16 protein-coding genes are annotated in these 18,121 nt (G+C 43.7%); 4 read left to right on the top strand and 12 right to left on the bottom strand.

Annotated features, from left to right (window positions below; translation table 11 throughout):
- Nucleotides 1–54: 54 nt before the first annotated feature.
- The 6 genes from SporoP17a_RS00560 to SporoP17a_RS00535 form a co-directional block, all read right to left on the bottom strand.
- On the bottom strand, nt 55–1,812 hold the full coding sequence (locus tag SporoP17a_RS00560; protein WP_083030845.1) for a GMC family oxidoreductase: 1,758 nt from the start codon (nt 1,810–1,812) through the stop codon (nt 55–57).
- Nucleotides 1,813–1,839: 27 nt separating this feature from the next.
- On the bottom strand, nt 1,840–2,631 hold the full coding sequence (locus tag SporoP17a_RS00555; protein ID WP_158233745.1) for a gluconate 2-dehydrogenase subunit 3 family protein: 792 nt from the start codon (nt 2,629–2,631) through the stop codon (nt 1,840–1,842).
- Nucleotides 2,632–2,936: 305 nt separating this feature from the next.
- A complete protein-coding gene (locus SporoP17a_RS00550; RefSeq protein WP_083030839.1) occupies nt 2,937–4,616 on the bottom strand; it encodes a hypothetical protein in 1,680 nt (559 codons plus the stop codon).
- 226 nt (nt 4,617–4,842) lie between these two features.
- Entirely contained in the window at nt 4,843–6,108 is a 1,266-nt protein-coding gene (locus SporoP17a_RS00545) for a YbfB/YjiJ family MFS transporter (protein ID WP_167693350.1), read from the bottom strand.
- A 553-nt stretch (nt 6,109–6,661) separates the two neighbouring features.
- The gene (locus tag SporoP17a_RS00540) at nt 6,662–7,417 is read right to left on the bottom strand and encodes an SDR family NAD(P)-dependent oxidoreductase (protein ID WP_083030833.1); all 756 of its coding nucleotides are present in this window, start codon (nt 7,415–7,417) and stop codon (nt 6,662–6,664) included.
- On the bottom strand, nt 7,404–8,345 hold the full coding sequence (locus SporoP17a_RS00535) for an MBL fold metallo-hydrolase (protein ID WP_083030830.1): 942 nt from the start codon (nt 8,343–8,345) through the stop codon (nt 7,404–7,406). The genes SporoP17a_RS00540 and SporoP17a_RS00535 overlap by 14 nt, the downstream gene beginning before the upstream one ends.
- Before the next feature lie 191 nt (nt 8,346–8,536).
- Here SporoP17a_RS00535 and SporoP17a_RS00530 point away from each other — a divergent pair, with 191 nt between their 5' ends.
- From SporoP17a_RS00530 to proC, 3 genes are all read left to right on the top strand, one after another.
- Nucleotides 8,537–9,676, top strand: a complete 1,140-nt coding sequence (locus SporoP17a_RS00530; RefSeq protein ID WP_083030827.1) for an SPFH domain-containing protein — start codon at nt 8,537–8,539, stop codon at nt 9,674–9,676.
- Nucleotides 9,677–9,686: 10 nt separating this feature from the next.
- A complete protein-coding gene (locus tag SporoP17a_RS00525; protein ID WP_083030824.1) occupies nt 9,687–10,793 on the top strand; it encodes a TFIIB-type zinc ribbon-containing protein in 1,107 nt (368 codons plus the stop codon).
- A gap of 307 nt (nt 10,794–11,100) precedes the next feature.
- On the top strand, nt 11,101–11,910 hold the full coding sequence (gene proC, locus SporoP17a_RS00520; RefSeq protein ID WP_083030821.1) for a pyrroline-5-carboxylate reductase: 810 nt from the start codon (nt 11,101–11,103) through the stop codon (nt 11,908–11,910).
- Nucleotides 11,911–11,960: 50 nt separating this feature from the next.
- On the opposite strand, the gene rnz is transcribed toward proC, so the two are convergent.
- The 6 genes from rnz to mce all read right to left on the bottom strand — a co-directional run bounded on the left by rnz (nt 11,961) and on the right by mce (nt 17,826).
- Nucleotides 11,961–12,908 carry a ribonuclease Z gene (gene rnz / locus SporoP17a_RS00515; RefSeq protein ID WP_083030809.1) on the bottom strand — a complete coding sequence of 316 codons (948 nt, stop codon included), beginning with the start codon at nt 12,906–12,908 and terminating at the stop codon, nt 11,961–11,963.
- 16 nt (nt 12,909–12,924) lie between these two features.
- Complete coding sequence (locus SporoP17a_RS00510) at nt 12,925–14,115, bottom strand: DNA polymerase IV (RefSeq protein ID WP_083030806.1); 1,191 nt, start codon at nt 14,113–14,115, stop codon at nt 12,925–12,927.
- Nucleotides 14,116–14,223: 108 nt separating this feature from the next.
- A complete protein-coding gene (locus SporoP17a_RS00505) occupies nt 14,224–14,688 on the bottom strand; it encodes a chemotaxis protein CheW (RefSeq protein WP_156890498.1) in 465 nt (154 codons plus the stop codon).
- Between the two features lie 36 nt (nt 14,689–14,724).
- Nucleotides 14,725–15,849: a M20/M25/M40 family metallo-hydrolase gene (locus SporoP17a_RS00500; RefSeq protein ID WP_083030800.1), complete on the bottom strand. Its 1,125-nt coding sequence runs from the start codon at nt 15,847–15,849 to the stop codon at nt 14,725–14,727.
- 18 nt (nt 15,850–15,867) lie between these two features.
- Nucleotides 15,868–17,415 (bottom strand): acyl-CoA carboxylase subunit beta, encoded by a 1,548-nt coding sequence (locus SporoP17a_RS00495; protein WP_083030797.1) that lies wholly within the window; start codon nt 17,413–17,415, stop codon nt 15,868–15,870.
- Nucleotides 17,416–17,418: 3 nt separating this feature from the next.
- Complete coding sequence (gene mce, locus SporoP17a_RS00490; protein WP_083030795.1) at nt 17,419–17,826, bottom strand: methylmalonyl-CoA epimerase; 408 nt, start codon at nt 17,824–17,826, stop codon at nt 17,419–17,421.
- Nucleotides 17,827–17,949: 123 nt separating this feature from the next.
- Here mce and prli42 point away from each other — a divergent pair, with 123 nt between their 5' ends.
- On the top strand, nt 17,950–18,045 hold the full coding sequence (prli42, locus tag SporoP17a_RS16665; protein WP_155979530.1) for a stressosome-associated protein Prli42: 96 nt from the start codon (nt 17,950–17,952) through the stop codon (nt 18,043–18,045).
- Nucleotides 18,046–18,121: the final 76 nt, after the last annotated feature.

The raw sequence follows: 18,121 nt of genomic DNA, 5'->3' as shown, positions 1-18,121 counted from the left end.
ATTGGCGACGCTAGGCTATGATAACAATACATTCATACACATACTGTTGTGAACTTACGCTTTGCTCGTTTGTTTAGCTTCTACTAATAAGCCACCTTCACCGCCAAGGTACTCGATCATACCTTCTGAAGCACGGTAAGCGAATGCACCGATTGTTTCAGTCGGGTCATGATTACTGTTATGCGGGAAGGAAGATCCACCAAGCACAAACAAGTTCTCCATATCCCACATTTGCGAATACGTATTGACAGCAGATGTTTCGGGATCCTCACCCATGATCGCACCACCGAGGAAGTGGTTTGTATAGAACTTGCTGTCAAACTTCACATCATCCGGCACGTCAACTAGATCAATAATATCCGCGCCCATTTCTGTCATAATTTCCTTACACGTTTCCACGCCGTGCTGCGCGCGTTTAATATCTTGCTCTTCATAGTGCACCGTAGCACGAATCAATGGATCACCTAGCTCATCTTTATACGTAGGATCTAAATCTAGATACGTATAACGGTTAGGCAGGAAAGCAGTTTTCGCTCGAATGATTAAACTGCGGTTATGATAAAACAAGTTTTTCTCTTTGTATTCTTTACCCCAAGCAGGCGTGCCTTCTGGAACGTGGTTATTATCAATTGGACGTTGCCCTAAATGATAGTAACGAATTTCATACCCATGCAAGAAGTCCAGGTCGGTATGGTCTACGTTATCACCTGCATAGTCATCCACTTTTGCTCCCAGAGCCCCTGTACCCATCGATAAATTCCACTTTTCATTATCAAAGAAGCCGCGTGCACCGATGTACGTACTAATATTACTAAAGTGACCTGTAAAGTTCTTCCCGATCACGCCTTCTTGTGTTTCCGGATTGTATGGCTTGCCTATTTTAGACTTTAATAATAGTTTATTATTTGTAAAAACAAAACCGGCTAACACGACAATATCTGCAGGCTGAATATATTCAGCACCTGTGATGTTATCAATATACTTCAATCCGATTGCTTTCGTTCCGTCATGAATAACTTCTGTTACTGTAGATTCATTACGAATTTCAAAGTTGCCGGTCTTTCTCGCGGTTTCCAATACCGTAACGATTGGATCACCTTTGGCACCGAAATCACATCCATACTCTTCACAGAACGCACAATACATACACGCATTGATCGTCTCACCGTCTGGATTTGTATAGGTCTCAGACATATTCGCTGCTGGTAAACGATACGGGTGGTACCCAAGATTTGTCGAAGCTTTTTTAAACAACTCGATCGACGGAGTAGTCTTCAAAGGCGGGTTGGGATACTTATCCGAACGTGGAGGTCCGACAGGGTTTTCCTCTCCTGAAACGCCAGCCGTTTTTTCAAATTTATCATAATACGGCTCCATGTCATCGTACGTAACGCCCCAGTCCTGAATTGTACAGTTTTCAGGAATTTTTTTAGCACCGTATTTTTCAACTGTTTGACTATGTATCTCGAAGTCGTAAGGTAACCAACGTAAGCTTACGCCATTCCAATGAACACTGGCCCCGCCTGTGTCATTCCCAAAACGTGCGTAGTTATTATTGCGTACCGGCTTCGCTGTTTCATCCATACTACTTCTCGCCGTCACGGTATCTTTGGATAAATCTTGCATCATTTCGTAACGAATGGAATATTTTAATTCATCTTTCGCTCCGATGAAATCTTCGCGTGATTGTTCTTTGCCTCGCTCAAGCGCCACTACTTTGTAGCCTTTTTTTGTCAGTTCAGCAGCCGTAATTCCACCTGCCCAGCCCGTACCTACAATGACAACGTCCACTTTTTTTAGTTCTTCAGCCATATCTTCTACCTCCTGAAAATGTTGAATTTATTTCTTTCTATGATAGTCCGTCAAACTAATGGGATCTAGTTTAACAAATTCTTCACTTTCAATGACGTCTGCATACGATGGTCGAGCACCAGCAAATTCTTTCATACGCCAACCGTCCATGTTTTTATTGCCACCATATAAAGGATCTGAAAACGCACCTTCTAATGTTGCTTGCTTAAGAAGCGCAAAAAACGCGTCAGAAGGAGTAGATTTCATGTCGAGTTTTCCCTCTGCCAGATCGCCCATGATCTCATGTTGTTGCTCTTCAGTTGCTTGGTCAAAAGAAGCGTCAAAGCGCTTCATGCTTTCCGCATTCATCAAGCGTAATCCTTCCAAGAAAATTTTTCCTCGGTTCGCTCGTGCATGATTGACTTTTTCATCATCTTTTTGTATCTTCTTCAAACCTTCCAAATTGGTAAAAGGCGCTTGACGATAGTCGTCGCCATTTATGCCCCACGTCCCTGCCAGTTGTTTATCGATATAATACGGTACATCTAAACCGATAGCGCCAGGGCCGTTGTCGTCTTCAGGGAAAATCAGTTCTGTAGCCGCTGCCAGCACGATAAAGTCTTCAAAGCGTCCGAAAAATACCCGAGCATGGGACGGATCCACTTTGGCTGTTTCATCGCTTGTTCCCTTTTTCCCGTCATCTGATTTCATCTGATTCGTAAATAAACCACCTAGTAAAGATCCACCTGCTACGCCACCTACAACTAGACCGGTGTTTTTCAGAAAATTTCTACGCCCTGGATCATGGCTTTCTGTTTTTGGATTATTGTTATCAGCCATTTCATCACCCCTATACATGAAGTTAGTAAATTTAGCATCTAGTAAATGAACATAGTAAATATAAATTGTCAGTATTGTCCTATTTAACAACGGACTTCCTCATTTGACAATATATAATCAATCCCACCAGAACACCCCCACTTTACCATAGTTCATTTAGCTATTCAATACATTCTGTATGAATATATGTACTTTTTTGATAATTTGGAAACGTAATGTCTTTTTATGTAAAATAACAAGATTACTTTATAAAAAATAAAAAAACCTGACAACGCGAATGCGCTGCCAGGCCATTTCACACTTATTTATTTCACACTGTTATTCACCAATTCTTTCACAGGTAGGAACAACTCACCCGTTTCCAAATACGTTACAGTTAGCAGATCGCCTTCTTCCACATAAATCGAAAGAGGTTCGACTTCCGATGAAACAAGGAAGTTTCGACCGTCTTTTGCGAGAATGGAAACGAGAGTAAAATCACCGACGCGTTCCTTAAACACGCGCATCGCTGTAATCGTTGCTTTCGCTTCTTCTGCATCTGAACTCCCATCCACCGTACTACCACCACGTTGAAGTGCTGTTTTATACAATTTCAACGCCTCATTTGGTGAATTGGCAAATACAGAAATCTCAGGATTTGCAGCGGAAACAATGAAATAGTTTTGCAAGAATCCATTCGAATCCAATACTGGTGTCAACCAGCTCGCTTCACCATAGAAGTTATACAAGACAGGCATTTCACCATTCCATTTCTTTTCGATAAACTTCTTTTCAATAATCTGGAGCGCACCTTGTGAATCCATGTACGACTCTTCCAAATCCCCTGTATAATACGTCGCTTTCCCTGTTCGACCATCGGTTAATGCATAGCCAAGCATGGAATCGACACCTTCTTTTGGACTAGTGAAATCCGTGAAGTAATACATATGTCCATCCGCATCAAAGATCGGACTGACATTCGCTTCTGTTCCTTCATCGGAAGGAATCTTCACATCTTTTTTCCCAACAAGTGAATTCCAAAAACCATGAATATAATTCCCGAAATAGCTATTTTGAAGACTTACCGCTTCTGGTGAAACCGCTCCATTAATAAACTCCGGAACATCTTCTAACGCATATTTCTTCGTAGCACCTGTTTCAGGATCCAACATAACAATTCCTTTAGCGTTAAATCCGTTACGCGCCGAAATGAATTCTCCATACGTGCGAATATAATGCGGCTTGCCTTCATCGTCAATTTCCAATTGAACATCTCCATAGAAAATCAAATTCGGCATTTCCATACGCATTTTACGATACACTTTTTTATGGAAGTAAGAAGACGTCGTATACGCCATTTCCGTTTTAATGAACTTTGGATTATCTGATGAATCCGTTGCACTCATCGTGAAATAACCAGGCGTCGTTTTTCCATTAAACCATTTGAAAAACCCTGAAAACTCAACAGGTGCAATATAGACAAATTCGTCATTCACTTTTTGAATTTGTAAATGTCCCAGTTCATAATAGCTCGTATCCGGCACTTGACCAAATGCTTTTTTCATTTTATTGCGTGCAAACTTCGGTGGCACACTAGCTGGTGTTTTCGTTTCATCAAACGCAGTAATTTCTACTTTTTCCGTCATCGCTACGGTTTCATACTTTTTATTTGCGTTGAAGAGAGGTGCGCTTAACACATACACTCCAACAAGTAATGCTGCCAACGATACAACCATTTTGACTTTGCGCTCCACACCTTGAGAAACCACTGCTCCTAAAATAGCGACGACGAGGAGCAATGCCCACAGCGATGTCCAATTGCGATCTAAATTCGTCACATAATAAAATATAAATACGCCAATCGTACTGATCACCGTTAGTGTCCCGAACGCGACCCACCGATTAAAAGACAACAGTTCCTTTTTATCATTTACAGAGAGGAATGGCACGATAATTGCACTCGCCACAACCCCTACAAGTAATGAAAATAGCAGTAAACTCAACATATCCCACACTCTTTTCCGGTTACTAAATTTTGTTTTATACTATGTATACGGATCAGGTAGGAAATCGTTTCATATTAAGTGTAATTATCATTGTTATATATACATTATTCATGAAAAAAGGCACCGAATCCCTATATCATATGGGATTGCAGGCACCTAGTTTTTCGGCAACTATTATTCTCTTACTGTTCATCAGAATGTTTTAATTAAGCAATGTAGGGAGCTGCTATAATTCCTCAGCAGAAGTATCCTCCATACAAATACTTCTCAACACAGGCTTCGCTTCCAATTCCGTCACATCTTCATCCGCTGCATGTGCATTCATTCGAATCGTCAGCAAGAACGCCAAGGCGAGTAGGACACTGCACATAATTAACGCGAGCGGTATTTGCTCGAAGCGGTCGATGATCCAACCTCCAATGCCGGGCCCAAGCAATTGTCCTGCCGCAAAGAAAAACGTTACATAGCCTAGTGCAACCGGGGCGTATGTCGGATGGACTTGTTCTGTAGATAACGCTTGGCAAAGCGACAGCATCCCGACAATTGTCGCACCCCATAGGAATTGACTAACGATGAGTCCGCCATACACCGGGAAAATCACGGGAATGATGAGTGACACTGCACCAATTCCGAGTGTCGCTAGCAACGCAGATTTTCGTCCGATCCGGTCAGAAACACCGCCCCATAACGGACCACTGAAGATCGCCATAATTCCGCTAATTGCCATAATCTGACCTGCTTGGAATTTCGTCAATCCCACTTCGAGAATATAGCTGAACAAGAAGCTTTGTGGGACCAAATAAGCAAAACCAACGAGTCCGTAAATGAAGGCGACACGAAGTACGCGCTTATCTAAGTATACTTTCGTCCAAAAGGAGCGTTTCTGCGTTTCTTTTGGTAGTAACGGGATGGGCGGATCACGTAAAATGATCATCGCAATTATTATGGAAACTATCGACACAGCCCCATAGAAAAACCATAGATAGCGCCAGCCCATATCGCCAAACCATGTAGTGAAAAACGGAATTAACGCGCTTGAAATGAGCGTTCCTAGCCCCAATCCACTAACGAGAAATCCGATCAGCATACCGCGCTTTCTTGGGAACCAACCGACGAGTATCGTGATGAGCGGCGTATAGGTAAAAGCAGTTCCTATTCCGAGCAGTAGCATATAGAAAAGAGTCCAGCCATAACTAGCGACGAATGAAAGCATAAATAGTCCAAATGAAACGAGTCCCGTTCCAAAAATCACGAGCTTTTTCGCCCCGTATTTAGTCACGAGCAATCCAACGAAGATTACCATTAGTAAATAGCCAATTGATACCGTTGTTGCGAGCAGCCCTGCTTGTTTATAGGACATGGCAAGGCTTTCCTTCATGAAAGGCATAAGGATTCCATAGGACATTCGCCCAAAGCCGAGAGAACTTACGGTGACGGCGACGCTTGCGAATGCGTATTTCCAAATGTTTTGTTCGTGTTCTTTAGCTAGCATACGATTCCCACCCTTTTTCATTCAATGTAAGTTTCCGATAATGGTAGTCACTCAGAGTTGTGTCAGGGTGTTGGATCGTAGTAGGTTTGCAACATTTCTGAGGTTATTCATTTATGTCTACTGTGTGAATTCTATCATTCACACTATAGCATTTATGATAGAATATTCCAACTTCTTAGTAATGAAGTGCATTATAGTTTACATAATAATATTATTAGTAATTCTATTGAAACGTGAGTGGAATGGCACCGTTGATCGACGTTCCAGGTGGACGCTTTCCCGAGGGCGTGGCTTGAGCCGCTTCCTCCGCTTCGCTACGTCCAGGGTCTCAAGGCGCACGCTGATCCTCCGGGAGTCGCCACCTTCCACTTACGATCAACTACTAAGTTGTTCTATCGATAAATACGCGTTAAGAAAATGACCATAACCAAACGATGGCCATCCGCCAGCGCGATAGCGAGTGCTGTAACAAAACCCATTTTTTACTAACCCATTCTAAAAAACGCTGCCGCCACAAGCCGTATCGTCACGACTTCTAGCAACAGCGCTCTTATTACTTTTTATAAAAAAACGGCTTCCCGATGGTTTCGACTGCACTAGGTGCTAATGCGTAGAGTCTGCTTGTTAGACCTGTAATTTTTGGCAAGTTTACTTCGCGTCTAGGTCGCTCGATCGTTTCCATGACAGCGTGCACGACTGTGTCAACTGATAGTAACTGGCTGCCCATTGCTTGTTTGTAGCCGCCGGTGACGTCTGCTAGCTCGATAAATGGGGTGTCGATTGGTCCTGGGTGGATGACGGATACGTCGACGTTATAAGGTGCGACTTCCATACGCACGGCGTTTGTATAGCCGATCAGTGCGTGTTTTGTTGCGGCATAGACCGATGTTTTCGGTGTCGCTACTTTTCCTGCTTGTGAACCGATGTAGACTAGATGACCGTGCTTGCGTTCAATCATTGCAGGGACTACACGCGCGGTTAGTTGCATTGGCACGAGTACATTTGTCTCGAGCATTGCGGTCGTGTCTTCATCAGTCGTCTCATGTGCTAGATGGAACTTCCCTACACCAGCAGAAAATACGATGAGGTCCGGTGTGCCGATGCAAGAAACTAGCCAATCGAGTTGCTTCGCATCCCGCAAGTCAGCACAATATCCTTCTACGCCAAGTGTGCGTAACTCTTCAAGCGCTTTTGCATTGCGTCCTGTCGCGGTGACACGATACTCGTTCAATACCGCCAAGCGCTTCGCTAGTTCAAACCCAATTCCACTCGTCGCTCCCGTAATCAGCACGGTTTTAGATGCGGACATAGTGATGAACTCCTGCTGAGTCGACCGTTTCGGAGATTAACTCTGCCGCCACTAGATAATCCAGCTGCCCGATCGTTTCAGACAACGTCAATCCCAACTCTTTCTCATAGACTGCTGGGAACAGTAGCTTCGTTACGTCAAACACTGTTTTTGATTCATCTAGCATCGCAAGTACTTTCATCGCGCGGTCGCGCTGCTTCGCCAAACGTTCTGTTATAAGCGCATGCGGATTCGTAATCTCGCCACCATGACCTCCATAGACGAGTGACAGCGGCAAATCCAATAACCGTTCCAGTGATGCATTATATTGAAGCAAAGACTTCGGACGCCCTTGTTCTTTCTTGAATGGCGGCTCAATCAATGGATTGGATGATACTTTCTCAAGCAATAAATCACCACCGATTAACACGCCTTCTTTTTCATTGAACAATGATAAATGACTTTGTGCGTGGCCAAGAGATTCTTGGACTTTCCAGCCTGGATGTCCCGGCAGATCGTCCCCTTCATTCATTAGGCGATCAACGGGACGCCCTCCCATCATGTCGACAGATCGACGGAAACGTTTCACCCATTTCAAAAAGTGCTCCGGTACGCCTTCTTCTATTAATGATTGTTCATAGAAACGGTCATGTCGATCCAAAAACTCGGGATCGCGTGTTAGCCAATAGTTTAAATATGGATGACCAAGAATTTCCGCACGGTCGAACAACTCGACCCATCCGCAGTGATCGGGGTGGTGATGCGTGACGAATACTTGCTCAATATCATTGAATGTATAGCCCATTTCTTTTAATTTCATCTGCAACACTTCACGCGCTTCTGGTGTTTTCGTTGCTGCATCTACTAAAGTCAATGTGTCGCCCTTTAGTAAAAAGCAGTTCACGTCACCTACCGCAAATGGCGTAGGTGTAATAATTTTTGTGATCATATACTGTTCCCCCTATGAAATGAATGACTGTTCAGTCTATTGTACTCCTTATTTACATGTGCGTCACGTCTTGATTGTTCATTTCCCAAAAGATATTTTACGCAAAGTGAAACCATTTTGTCTATTCTTCGTATGGTATACTACAAGAAATCGCATGAATTACAACATGATGTCGAGTGGGAGGGAAAACAATGGGGTTTTTTAATATGTTCAAAAACCAATTTATCGAAGTAATCGAGTGGCAAGCACAAGATGCCCATACAGTAGTCTATCAGTTCCCCGTGCACAATAATGAAATTAAAATGGGCGCTGAGCTGACGGTCCGCGAATCTCAAGTCGCAGTTTTCGTCAATGAAGGAGAAATCGCAGACGTTTTTGGTCCAGGACGTCATATTTTGTACACACAGAATATGCCCATTCTAACGAAATTAAAGTCATGGAAATACGGTTTTAATTCCCCATTTAAAGCGGAAGTATATTTCATTAATACGAAGCAGTTCATCAATCAAAAATGGGGTACATCGAATCCTATCATGATGCGTGATCCGGACTTTGGCATGATCCGTCTTCGTGGGTACGGAATTTATTCGTATCGTGTATCGGAGCCTACCGTATTCTTGCGGGAGCTATTTGGAACGAACAGTTCATACGACACGAATTCTATTGAAGGTCACTTAAAGAAAATGATCATTTCAGGATTATCCGATTTATTCGCTGAGTCTCAAATACCCGCACTGGATTTGTCGATGCATTACGACGAATTAAGTGAACAAGGTAAAGAGAAAATGAGGTCTCGTTTCGCTGCATTCGGCTTCGAAATTACGTCACTTTATATCGAGAACTTGTCTTTACCAAAAGAAGTCGAAGAAGCAATGGACAAGCGTACATCTATGGGTGTGCTCGGCAATATGCAACAGTACCAGCAATATCAAGCAGCTGAAGCAATGCGTGATGCCGCACAAAATGAAGGCGGCATGGCGGGTGCAGGAGTCGGCATGGGAGCGGGTATGGGAATGGGCCAAGTGATGGCGAATGCGATGAATCAAAACCAAGCACCGCAGCCTCCAGCACAAGCCGCAACGAAATCCTGTCCACATTGTCAGGCCACGATTAACGCAAATGCCAAGTTCTGTGGTCAGTGCGGAAAATCCGTTGAAACCGATAAAGTACCTTGCATCAAGTGTGAGACCCTGATTCCAAAAGACGCGAAGTTCTGTAGCAGCTGCGGTACATCTCAAGTTACAGAGAAAATTTGTCCTGCTTGCTCACATGCCAATCTGCCGGGTGCAAAATTCTGCGCAGAATGTGGTGAGACGTTAGACGAAAAGTGAGGGATGGACGTTGACTTCATTTGATGAACAAAACATAGTTGTAGAAGATACTGCAAATATTAAATGTCCTTCTTGTGGCGGTAACACGGAATATAATCCAGAAACACGCGGTTTAAAATGTCCTTTTTGTAGCCATGAAATGCCGATTGACGCTACATTCGATCATCATGTGGAACTCGATTTCGATGAAGCAGGAAATAATCTTCAGCATGTATGGAATGAAGAAAAACGGGTTTTCTCCTGTGATAACTGCGGAGCCGAATCGGTACTCGATGCACATATTGTCGCGGACTTCTGTTCGTTTTGCGGATCTTCTCACATATCCGTCACGAATGACGACGCCGGGATCCAACCTGGGTTATTAATTCCCTTCCAAGTTTCCGAGGAGCAAGCGCAGGCGAAGTTTAAAGACTGGATTAAAGGACACTTCTTCGCACCGAATACATTGAAGAAAACGTATCGAATGAATAAAATATCTGGTGCCTACTTGCCGTACTGGACGTATGACAGTCAGACAGAGTCACAATACGTCGTAAATGTCGGGAATTACTACTACGTCACTGAAACACGGACGGTCTATGAGGATGGGAAGGCTAGACAAGTGACCGAGCAAGTGCAGAAAATCCGCTGGCATCAGGAAAGCGGTACTTATCGTGAATTCTTTGACGATATTCTCATCAAAGCGTCACACACAGTCGAACCGAAACTGCTACAGAAAGTGCAGCCTTTCCAATTAACGAGTTTAACCGATTATAAAGTAGAATACATGTCTGGTTTCCTTGCTGAGCGCTATTCTGTTTCATTACAACAAGGATTTTCGCAAGCTAAGGACATCATGACAAGAGGCATCGTCAACGGAATCGAAGGCAGTGTAGCCGGCGATATCGTACAGGTAGTTAACGTCTCGACAGATTATACCGACATTACATATAAACATATTTTATTGCCGATTTGGATTTCTTCGTTTCATTTTAAGGAAAAAGTTTATCAATTCATAGTTAATGGACAAACGGGAAAAGTGTCTGGAAATTATCCGTTGAGTGTGATGAAGATTGTTTCGTTGGTCATCTCGATTGTCGTCGTTTTATTCATTGTGTATTTGTTCATCGGCAGCTAACGACAATTTGACATTTCATTGAGTACATGACATAATCATGAAAATAGTATGGAACGGGCATTGAGAAAGATCAGTAGACGGGTGACGGATAGAAGAGAGCATGGCCGAGGCTGCAAGTCATGTATCCCACTCCCCTTCGAACCTACTTTCGAGCTGTCGTGGAAACACGACCGTACCTTCTGCGATAAAGAAGACTTGAAGTTGTGCTGTCTCAAACAGCAAATTTAGGTGGCACCGCGGAAACCGAGCGTTTTCGTCCTGAAACACAGGACGGGAGCGCTTTTTTATTTTGGGGAGGATGTAAGACATGGAAAAGATTTTATTTGTAGGCGCTGGACAAATGGCAGAAGCAATTATTGCCGGGATTGTCAATAAACGAGTCATATATGAAGACAATGTCTATGTGATGAATCGTTCAGATACAGAGCGTTTAGATGAATTGGAGTCGCGTTATGGCATTACGAAAGTATGCGAAGACCGGGATTTCATTAAAAAAGTTGACTTGGTTGTGCTCGCAACGAAGCCGAAAGATGTAGGGAAAGTGATGGAGGATATTGCTCCATATCTTGGAGAAAATACGACGGTTCTCTCCGTCATTGCTGGAATTTCCATCGCTACATTTGAAAAAGGTTTAGGCAAACGTCCGATTGCACGCTCGATGCCGAATACGTCCGCAACCATCGGAAAATCAGCAAGCGGTATTGCGTTTAATGATGCGGTTTCGGAAAGAATGCAACAGTCGATTTTGAGTTTGCTGAATGCAATCGGTATCGTTAAAGTCGTCGAAGAAGATGATTTACATGCTGTAACCGCCCTTTCAGGTAGCGGTCCTGCGTATATCTACTATTTGGTAGAGGCGATGGAAGAAGCAGCGGTAGCGCAAGGTCTAGATGCGACGGATGCGCGTGAATTGATCGTCCAAACGATCTATGGTGCGGCGTCTATGCTAAAGAGAACTGGCGAAGAACCGAGTGTATTACGGGAAAATGTTACGAGCCCAGGCGGTACAACAGCAGCAGGTCTGCAGTCATTAGAAGACCACAACTTCAAAACGATTATCTCAGACTGCCTAATCAGTGCGGAAAGCCGCTCACGTCAATTAGGTTCATCAAAATAAAAAACTAAGCATCCTAATGGTCCCCTTCGAAAGTGAGCCCATCTGGATGCTTAGTTTTTTTGTAGCTTGATCAATTCTCCGTGTTTCCACTGGTAACGCGCGAAATCATCTGCAATCGAAATGGCTTCGAATACATCGGTACCTTCTGCTACGAAAGCTTGCATTTCACTTGGCATGAAGCGTGCGCTAATATGGTTGGCAATGAGGTTTTTCGCATTGGCTTCCTTGGCAATGGTTGCTGCTTCAACGATTGTCGAATGCCCAAATTCCTTTGCGCCTGCCGCGTATTCATCCGTGAACGTCGCTTCATGAATTACAATATCCGCGTCTTGTGCCAGTTCGACGGAAGCCTGACAATAGGATGTATCCCCGATCACCGCAATCACAAATCCTTTTTTCTTTTCTGTCGTCACGTCCCGACTGTATACGGTCTGCCCATTTTCAAGCACTATGTCAAAACCGTCTTTCAAACGCTGCAACATAGGCCCTTTCGGAACGCCTTTCTCGATTGCTTTGTCGATTAATAATGTCCCTGGCAACTCTTTCTGTTCAATACGGAAGCCGAAACTTTGAATGACATGTTGGACCTCTTGTGCATAGACTGTAAATTCATCCGTTTCAAGGATCAAACCGTCATGGATTTCATGCACGTTCAACTGGTAAGGCAAGTACGTTCCCGTCACTTTATACGTGTGCTGCAACCATTCTTTCAAACCGGCAGGCCCGTACAGATCAACGGGATCCTCTCCACCTAAAAATGCACGTGAGCTAAGAAAGCCGGGTAATCCGAAAATATGATCGCCATGCAAATGCGTAATGAAGATTTTCGTAATCTTCTTCGGTTTGATGGCGCTGTGTAGCAATTGATGTTGTGTTGCTTCACCGCAATCGAATAACCAGTTTTCCTTATTCTCGTCTGTTAAATCTAGAACGAGCGCTGACGTATTGCGCTGTTTGGACGGCATTCCTGCACCTGTACCAAGAAACTCTATATCCACATTCATCGCCTCTTTGCTATTTATTCGTACATCCTTTTTTAATAATACCATCTCCGAAACGCTGTGTCAGACTGGACATTAACTGATCCATTTCATACTCTTTTTCTTGTTGTTCAAAATTATCGAATGTTAATTGTTTGACCATTTCGGATCGTTCAATAACGTTAGCCGCTGTAATACCTAGTAAGCGAATTGGCTCATGGTTCCAGTGTTGCTGGAATAGCTGAAGTGCTACTTCCGTAAGATCTCCCTCAAGATAAATCGCTTGTTGAAGTGTTCTGCTTCTCGTCGTGTTTTGCCAATCAGCATAGCGAATTTGGATACTGATTGTCATACCTGCTAGCCGTTTCGTTTCTAGTCGGGCCGCTACCTTTTTCGCAAGTCGTTCAAATATGGGAACACAATCTTCAAATTCCGTTAGATCAACAGGCAAGGTAGTCGAACTGCCAATACTTTTACGTTCGTCTGCACTTTCAGGATCAACTGGACGGGTATCGATCCCGTTTGCTCGTTGTTTTAAGCGCAAACCATTTTTGCCAAGCAATGCTTCCAACGTAATTTTTTCAGCAGTCGCCAAATCACCCACCGTTTTAATATCTGCGCTATGTAATTTCTCTTCCGTCCGCTTGCCGATACCGTGCATTTCAATAACGGGTAACGGCCATAACATTTTCGGTACTTCGCGTTTACGTAAAATGGTAATGCCCATCGGCTTTTTCATATCAGACGCTGTTTTCGCAAGAAATTTATTCGGTGCAATTCCTATTGAACATGGCAGATCCAGTTCAGCTAAAATACGCAACTGGATTTCCTTAGCTAGATCGTACGCACGTGTCAATCCGCCAATATCCGTCGTATCGATATACGCTTCATCGATGGAAACGGGTTCGACCCATTCTGTATAACTTCGTAAAATATTAAAAACTGAGTCGGACATTTGTCGGTATAGTTCATGCCGTGGTGGAATGATTGTTAAATTGGGGCAAAGTCGTTTAGCTTCGCCTACCGTCATGGTCGTGTAGACACCGAATGCCCTTGCCTCATATGAACAGGTCACGAGAATCCCTCTGCGTTCTTTCGGGTTGCCAGCGACCGCTAGGGGTATTCCTTTTAATGAAGGATTCGCAGCCTGTTCAACAGAGGCAAAGAAGCTGTTCATATCAAGATGCATAATGACCCGTCGATTAGCGGTTGTCAGATCCGTCATGTAAACACCTTTCTTTCCTGGGAAATATTTATGTAATAGGAAAAAGCGGCAAACCGACTTCAGTCTGCCACTCTTTCCATTTTATCAAATGTATGTTCTTTTTGCCTACTAATTTGATTGGTGCTGTTCTTTCATATAGCTGGAGATTTCATCCATGCCTTGGAGTGAATCCGCCATACTATTTGGATCAATGACCGTTACTACACGATCATCTAGATTCGCTACGGTTACGAGATAAGGCGTCTTGGAATATGCTTTTAATGCAGTAGACGTTAACCGGTCTTCTGGCAATTCGAGGATCTCTCTTGCATCTAGCACTAATAAACCGACTTCCAACTGATCCGTTTTTACAACCACTACATGCGTTTCAACATCCCGTGGTGTTGCCTGATGATAAAGGATCTGACTTAAATCCAGAATAGGCACCAGTTCACCACGCGATTTCATCAGTCCGAGTAAATACGAAGGAAGATGGGGAATCGGTGTGACGTACTCCAGTTTCTCAATGGATATCACCGATTCTACTGGAAGCGCATATTCTTCATTACCCGTCCGAACAATCACAGTTTGCATAGTTGCACCTTCTTTCAAGGCTGTTGTATTAGACGGTTACGCCTTGTGGATTGCTTGACCGACAATCTCAAGTACTAATTCCGTCAGCTTTTCCAGTTCTTTCACCGGCATACGTTCATTCTTCGTATGAATTTCTTCATAACCAACAGATAATGTCACCGTAGGAACTCCCATACCATTGAAGACGTTGCCGTCACTTCCGCCGCCACTCGTCATGATCTTCGGTTCACGTCCTACGTTACGGATTGACTTCATCGCCACTTGCACGACTTCTTCGTCATCCCCAATTGAGAAGCCAGGATACATGAGTTGTGTAGTAGTTTCAGCTTTGCCTCCTAACGATTCAGAAGTCGTTGCGAACTTCTCAACCATTAAGTCCATTTGTTTCTTCATTTTGTCCGGATTGATCGAACGAACTTCCGATAAAATGAAAGCTTCTTCACACACGATATTCGTAGCTTTTCCACCTTCAAAGCGACCGATGTTCGCCGTCGTCTCTTCATCGATACGGCCAAGCTTCATGCCCGCAATCGACTTAGCAGCGAGTGAAATCGCAGAAATTCCTTTTTCAGGAGCTACGCCAGCGTGCGCTGTTTTTCCATAAATCGTCGTCCATAATTTTGACTGGTACGGTGCAGCTGTAACAATGCCGCCTACCTCACCGTCGCTATCGATCGCAAAGCCGTATTTTGCGTGCAAGTAGTCCGGATTCATCGCTTTCGCGCCTACTAAACCGCTTTCTTCACCTGCTGTAATGATGAATTGAATCGGACCATGTGGCTTGTCTGACTCTTGGATCACTTTCGCCATTTCCAGTAGAGCGGCAATGCCTGCTTTGTCGTCGGCACCTAAAATCGTCGTACCGTCGCTGTGGATATAGCCGTCTTCTTTGACGATTGGCTGAATAGATTGCCCAGGAACGACTGTGTCCATATGACATGTGAAGAAGATCGGATCCGCGTCAGCTACTGTAGCCGGCAAGTTGGCGATTAAATTGCCCGCACCGTGTCCTGTCGTTTCCGCTGTGTCGTCTTCCATTACGTCAAAGCCCAATTCCTGTAGCTTTTTCGTTAGAATATCTGCAATATTTCGTTCGTTTTTCGTTTCCGAATCAATTTTTACTAACTCCAAAAATTCTTGGAGTAATCGTTGTTTATTCAAGATGTAAGACTCCTTTAATTATAGAGGTATGTTGCCGTGCTTTTTCTTCGGACGATCTTCGTACTTATTACGCATCATTTCAAGTCCTTGAAGCAATTTAATACGTGTTTCACGCGGATCGATTACATCATCGATCATGCCGTGTGAAGCTGCTACATATGGATTCGCAAACTTCTCGCGATATTCTTCGATTTTCGCAGTGCGAGTTGCTTCTGGATTTTCACTGTTTGCAATATCGCGTGCGAAAATGATGTTCGCTGCTCCTTCAGCACCCATTACAGCTACTTCCGCGTTCGGCCAAGCGAGGACTAAATCGGCACCAATTGATTTAGAGTTCAATGCAACATATGCGCCACCGAAAGCTTTACGCAAAATCAATGTAATTTTTGGTACAGTTGCTTCCGAATATGCATACAGAATTTTCGCGCCGTGACGAATAATTCCGCCATGCTCTTGCTTAATTCCAGGGAAGAAGCCTGTCACGTCTTCAAATGTGATCAACGGAATATTGAATGAGTCACATGTACGGATGAAGCGTGCAATTTTATCAGAAGAATTAATATCTAGTCCACCCGCCATTACTTTCGGCTGGTTACAGACAAATCCTACTGTTTCACCTTTCATGCGTGCATAGCCGACTACTGCGTTCTTTGCGAATTCAGGCTGGATTTCGAAAAATGACCCTTCATCCACTACTTGCTCCAACACTTTACGCACGTCATACGGACGAATCGTTTCGTAAGGTACCGTATCTGCCAAATCTTCACGGTAATCATCTTGCTCATCGAACGGTTGAATCGGCGTCTTTTCTGTGTTGTTCTGTGGTAGGTAGGTTAATAGATCACGCGTTTTTTGCAATACTTCTTCTTCACTTTCCCCACGAAGATGTGCGTTACCGCTAATCGTGTTATGAACTTTTGCTCCGCCCAGATCTTCAGAAGTAATTTTCTCACCTGTAACCGTTTCAATCACTTTTGGTCCCGTGATGAACATCTGACTCGTTTTATCCGTCATAATGACGAAGTCTGTGATCGCAGGTGAATACACCGCACCACCTGCACATGGCCCTAGGATAACCGAGATTTGTGGAATTACACCAGAATAGATCGCGTTACGGTAGAAAATTTCACCATATCCATCAAGAGACAATACACCTTCCTGGATACGCGCGCCGCCTGAATCGTTCAGACCAATGAATGGTGCACCATTTTTGGCTGCCATATCCATAACATTGGCAATTTTCATTGCGTGCATCTCACCTAACGCCCCACCAAACACCGTAAAGTCTTGGGAGAATAAATAGATCGGACGACCGTGGATTTTACCGTAACCTGTTACGACACCGTCACCAGGTCCCTCCAACTCGTCCATACCGAAATCACGTGTACGATGAGCAACGAAAGGATTCAACTCTACGAATGTACCTTCATCTAGTAGAATTTCAATACGTTCACGTGCAGTCAGTTTACCTTTTTCGTGTTGCTTCATGATTCGCTCATCGCCGCCACCCAACTCGATTTCGCGTTTCTTGTCGTACAGTTCATTGATTTTATCGTAAATGTTCATCTATTATTCCCCCTTAGTCTTTTCACATAATTCATACAGCACGCCATATGATGATTTCGGATGCAAGAACGCTACCTCTGCTCCACCTGCACCTGGTTTTGGTTCATCTGAAAGTAGTTGAACGCCCTTTTCTTCCAATTCCTTCATTCTGGAACGAATATCCGTTACACCGAAAGCGATATGGTGAACCCCTTCACCGCGTTTTTCAATAAACTTCGCAATAGGACTCGCCTCTGTCATTGGTTCAAGCAACTCGATCTTGACATTATGCGCATCAATGAACGCCACTTTTACCCCTTGGCTAGCCACTTCTTCAATTGCGATGACGGTCAAACCGAGTGTATCTATGTAATAGTTAACTGATTCATCTATACTTTTTACAGCAATTCCTATATGATCTACCTTGTTCATAACACATTCCCCTTTTACTACGATTCTACTACCTGAACATATAACAGCCATTCTAGTTGTGAAAATCCTTATTTCTGTTAAAATAGAAACAAACCAATTCCAACGCGTAAGGAGCTTTGCTGCATGAGTAATAAAAAAATTCAAAAAACAGTTGTTTACTTAATGATCGTCGCTATGATCGCCTCTACCATGGTCATGGGTCTCAGCATGTTCTTATAATTCGTAATGACAGTTCGCATATGAAAATATGCGAACTGTTTTTTTTATTACAAAAGCGGAATGCGCCGTCTAGTCT

It is taken from the genome of Sporosarcina ureae, from assembly GCF_002082015.1.
GTDB classification, from domain to species: Bacteria; Bacillota; Bacilli; order Bacillales_A; family Planococcaceae; genus Sporosarcina; species Sporosarcina ureae_A.
The sequence above is the reverse complement of the archived record's forward strand: the minus strand, read 5'-3'. Positions and strand labels throughout refer to the sequence as shown.

What these genes read in the sequence shown, in the direction of transcription:
- SporoP17a_RS00540 (WP_083030833.1), bottom strand. Translation starts at nt 7,417, where the DNA reads ATGTCCGCATCTAAAACCGTGCTGATTACGGGAGCGACGAGTGGAATT.
- SporoP17a_RS00510 (WP_083030806.1), bottom strand. Translation starts at nt 14,115, where the DNA reads ATGACGGATCTGACAACCGCTAATCGACGGGTCATTATGCATCTTGAT.
- SporoP17a_RS00555 (WP_158233745.1), bottom strand. Translation starts at nt 2,631, where the DNA reads ATGGCTGATAACAATAATCCAAAAACAGAAAGCCATGATCCAGGGCGT.
- mce (WP_083030795.1), bottom strand. Translation starts at nt 17,826, where the DNA reads ATGAACAAGGTAGATCATATAGGAATTGCTGTAAAAAGTATAGATGAA.
- SporoP17a_RS00530 (WP_083030827.1), top strand. Translation starts at nt 8,537, where the DNA reads ATGGGGTTTTTTAATATGTTCAAAAACCAATTTATCGAAGTAATCGAG.
- SporoP17a_RS00535 (WP_083030830.1), bottom strand. Translation starts at nt 8,345, where the DNA reads ATGATCACAAAAATTATTACACCTACGCCATTTGCGGTAGGTGACGTG.
- proC (WP_083030821.1), top strand. Translation starts at nt 11,101, where the DNA reads ATGGAAAAGATTTTATTTGTAGGCGCTGGACAAATGGCAGAAGCAATT.
- SporoP17a_RS00550 (WP_083030839.1), bottom strand. Translation starts at nt 4,616, where the DNA reads ATGTTGAGTTTACTGCTATTTTCATTACTTGTAGGGGTTGTGGCGAGT.
- SporoP17a_RS00560 (WP_083030845.1), bottom strand. Translation starts at nt 1,812, where the DNA reads ATGGCTGAAGAACTAAAAAAAGTGGACGTTGTCATTGTAGGTACGGGC.
- SporoP17a_RS00545 (WP_167693350.1), bottom strand. Translation starts at nt 6,108, where the DNA reads ATGCTAGCTAAAGAACACGAACAAAACATTTGGAAATACGCATTCGCA.
- SporoP17a_RS00495 (WP_083030797.1), bottom strand. Translation starts at nt 17,415, where the DNA reads ATGAACATTTACGATAAAATCAATGAACTGTACGACAAGAAACGCGAA.
- prli42 (WP_155979530.1), top strand. Translation starts at nt 17,950, where the DNA reads ATGAGTAATAAAAAAATTCAAAAAACAGTTGTTTACTTAATGATCGTC.
- SporoP17a_RS00505 (WP_156890498.1), bottom strand. Translation starts at nt 14,688, where the DNA reads ATGCAAACTGTGATTGTTCGGACGGGTAATGAAGAATATGCGCTTCCA.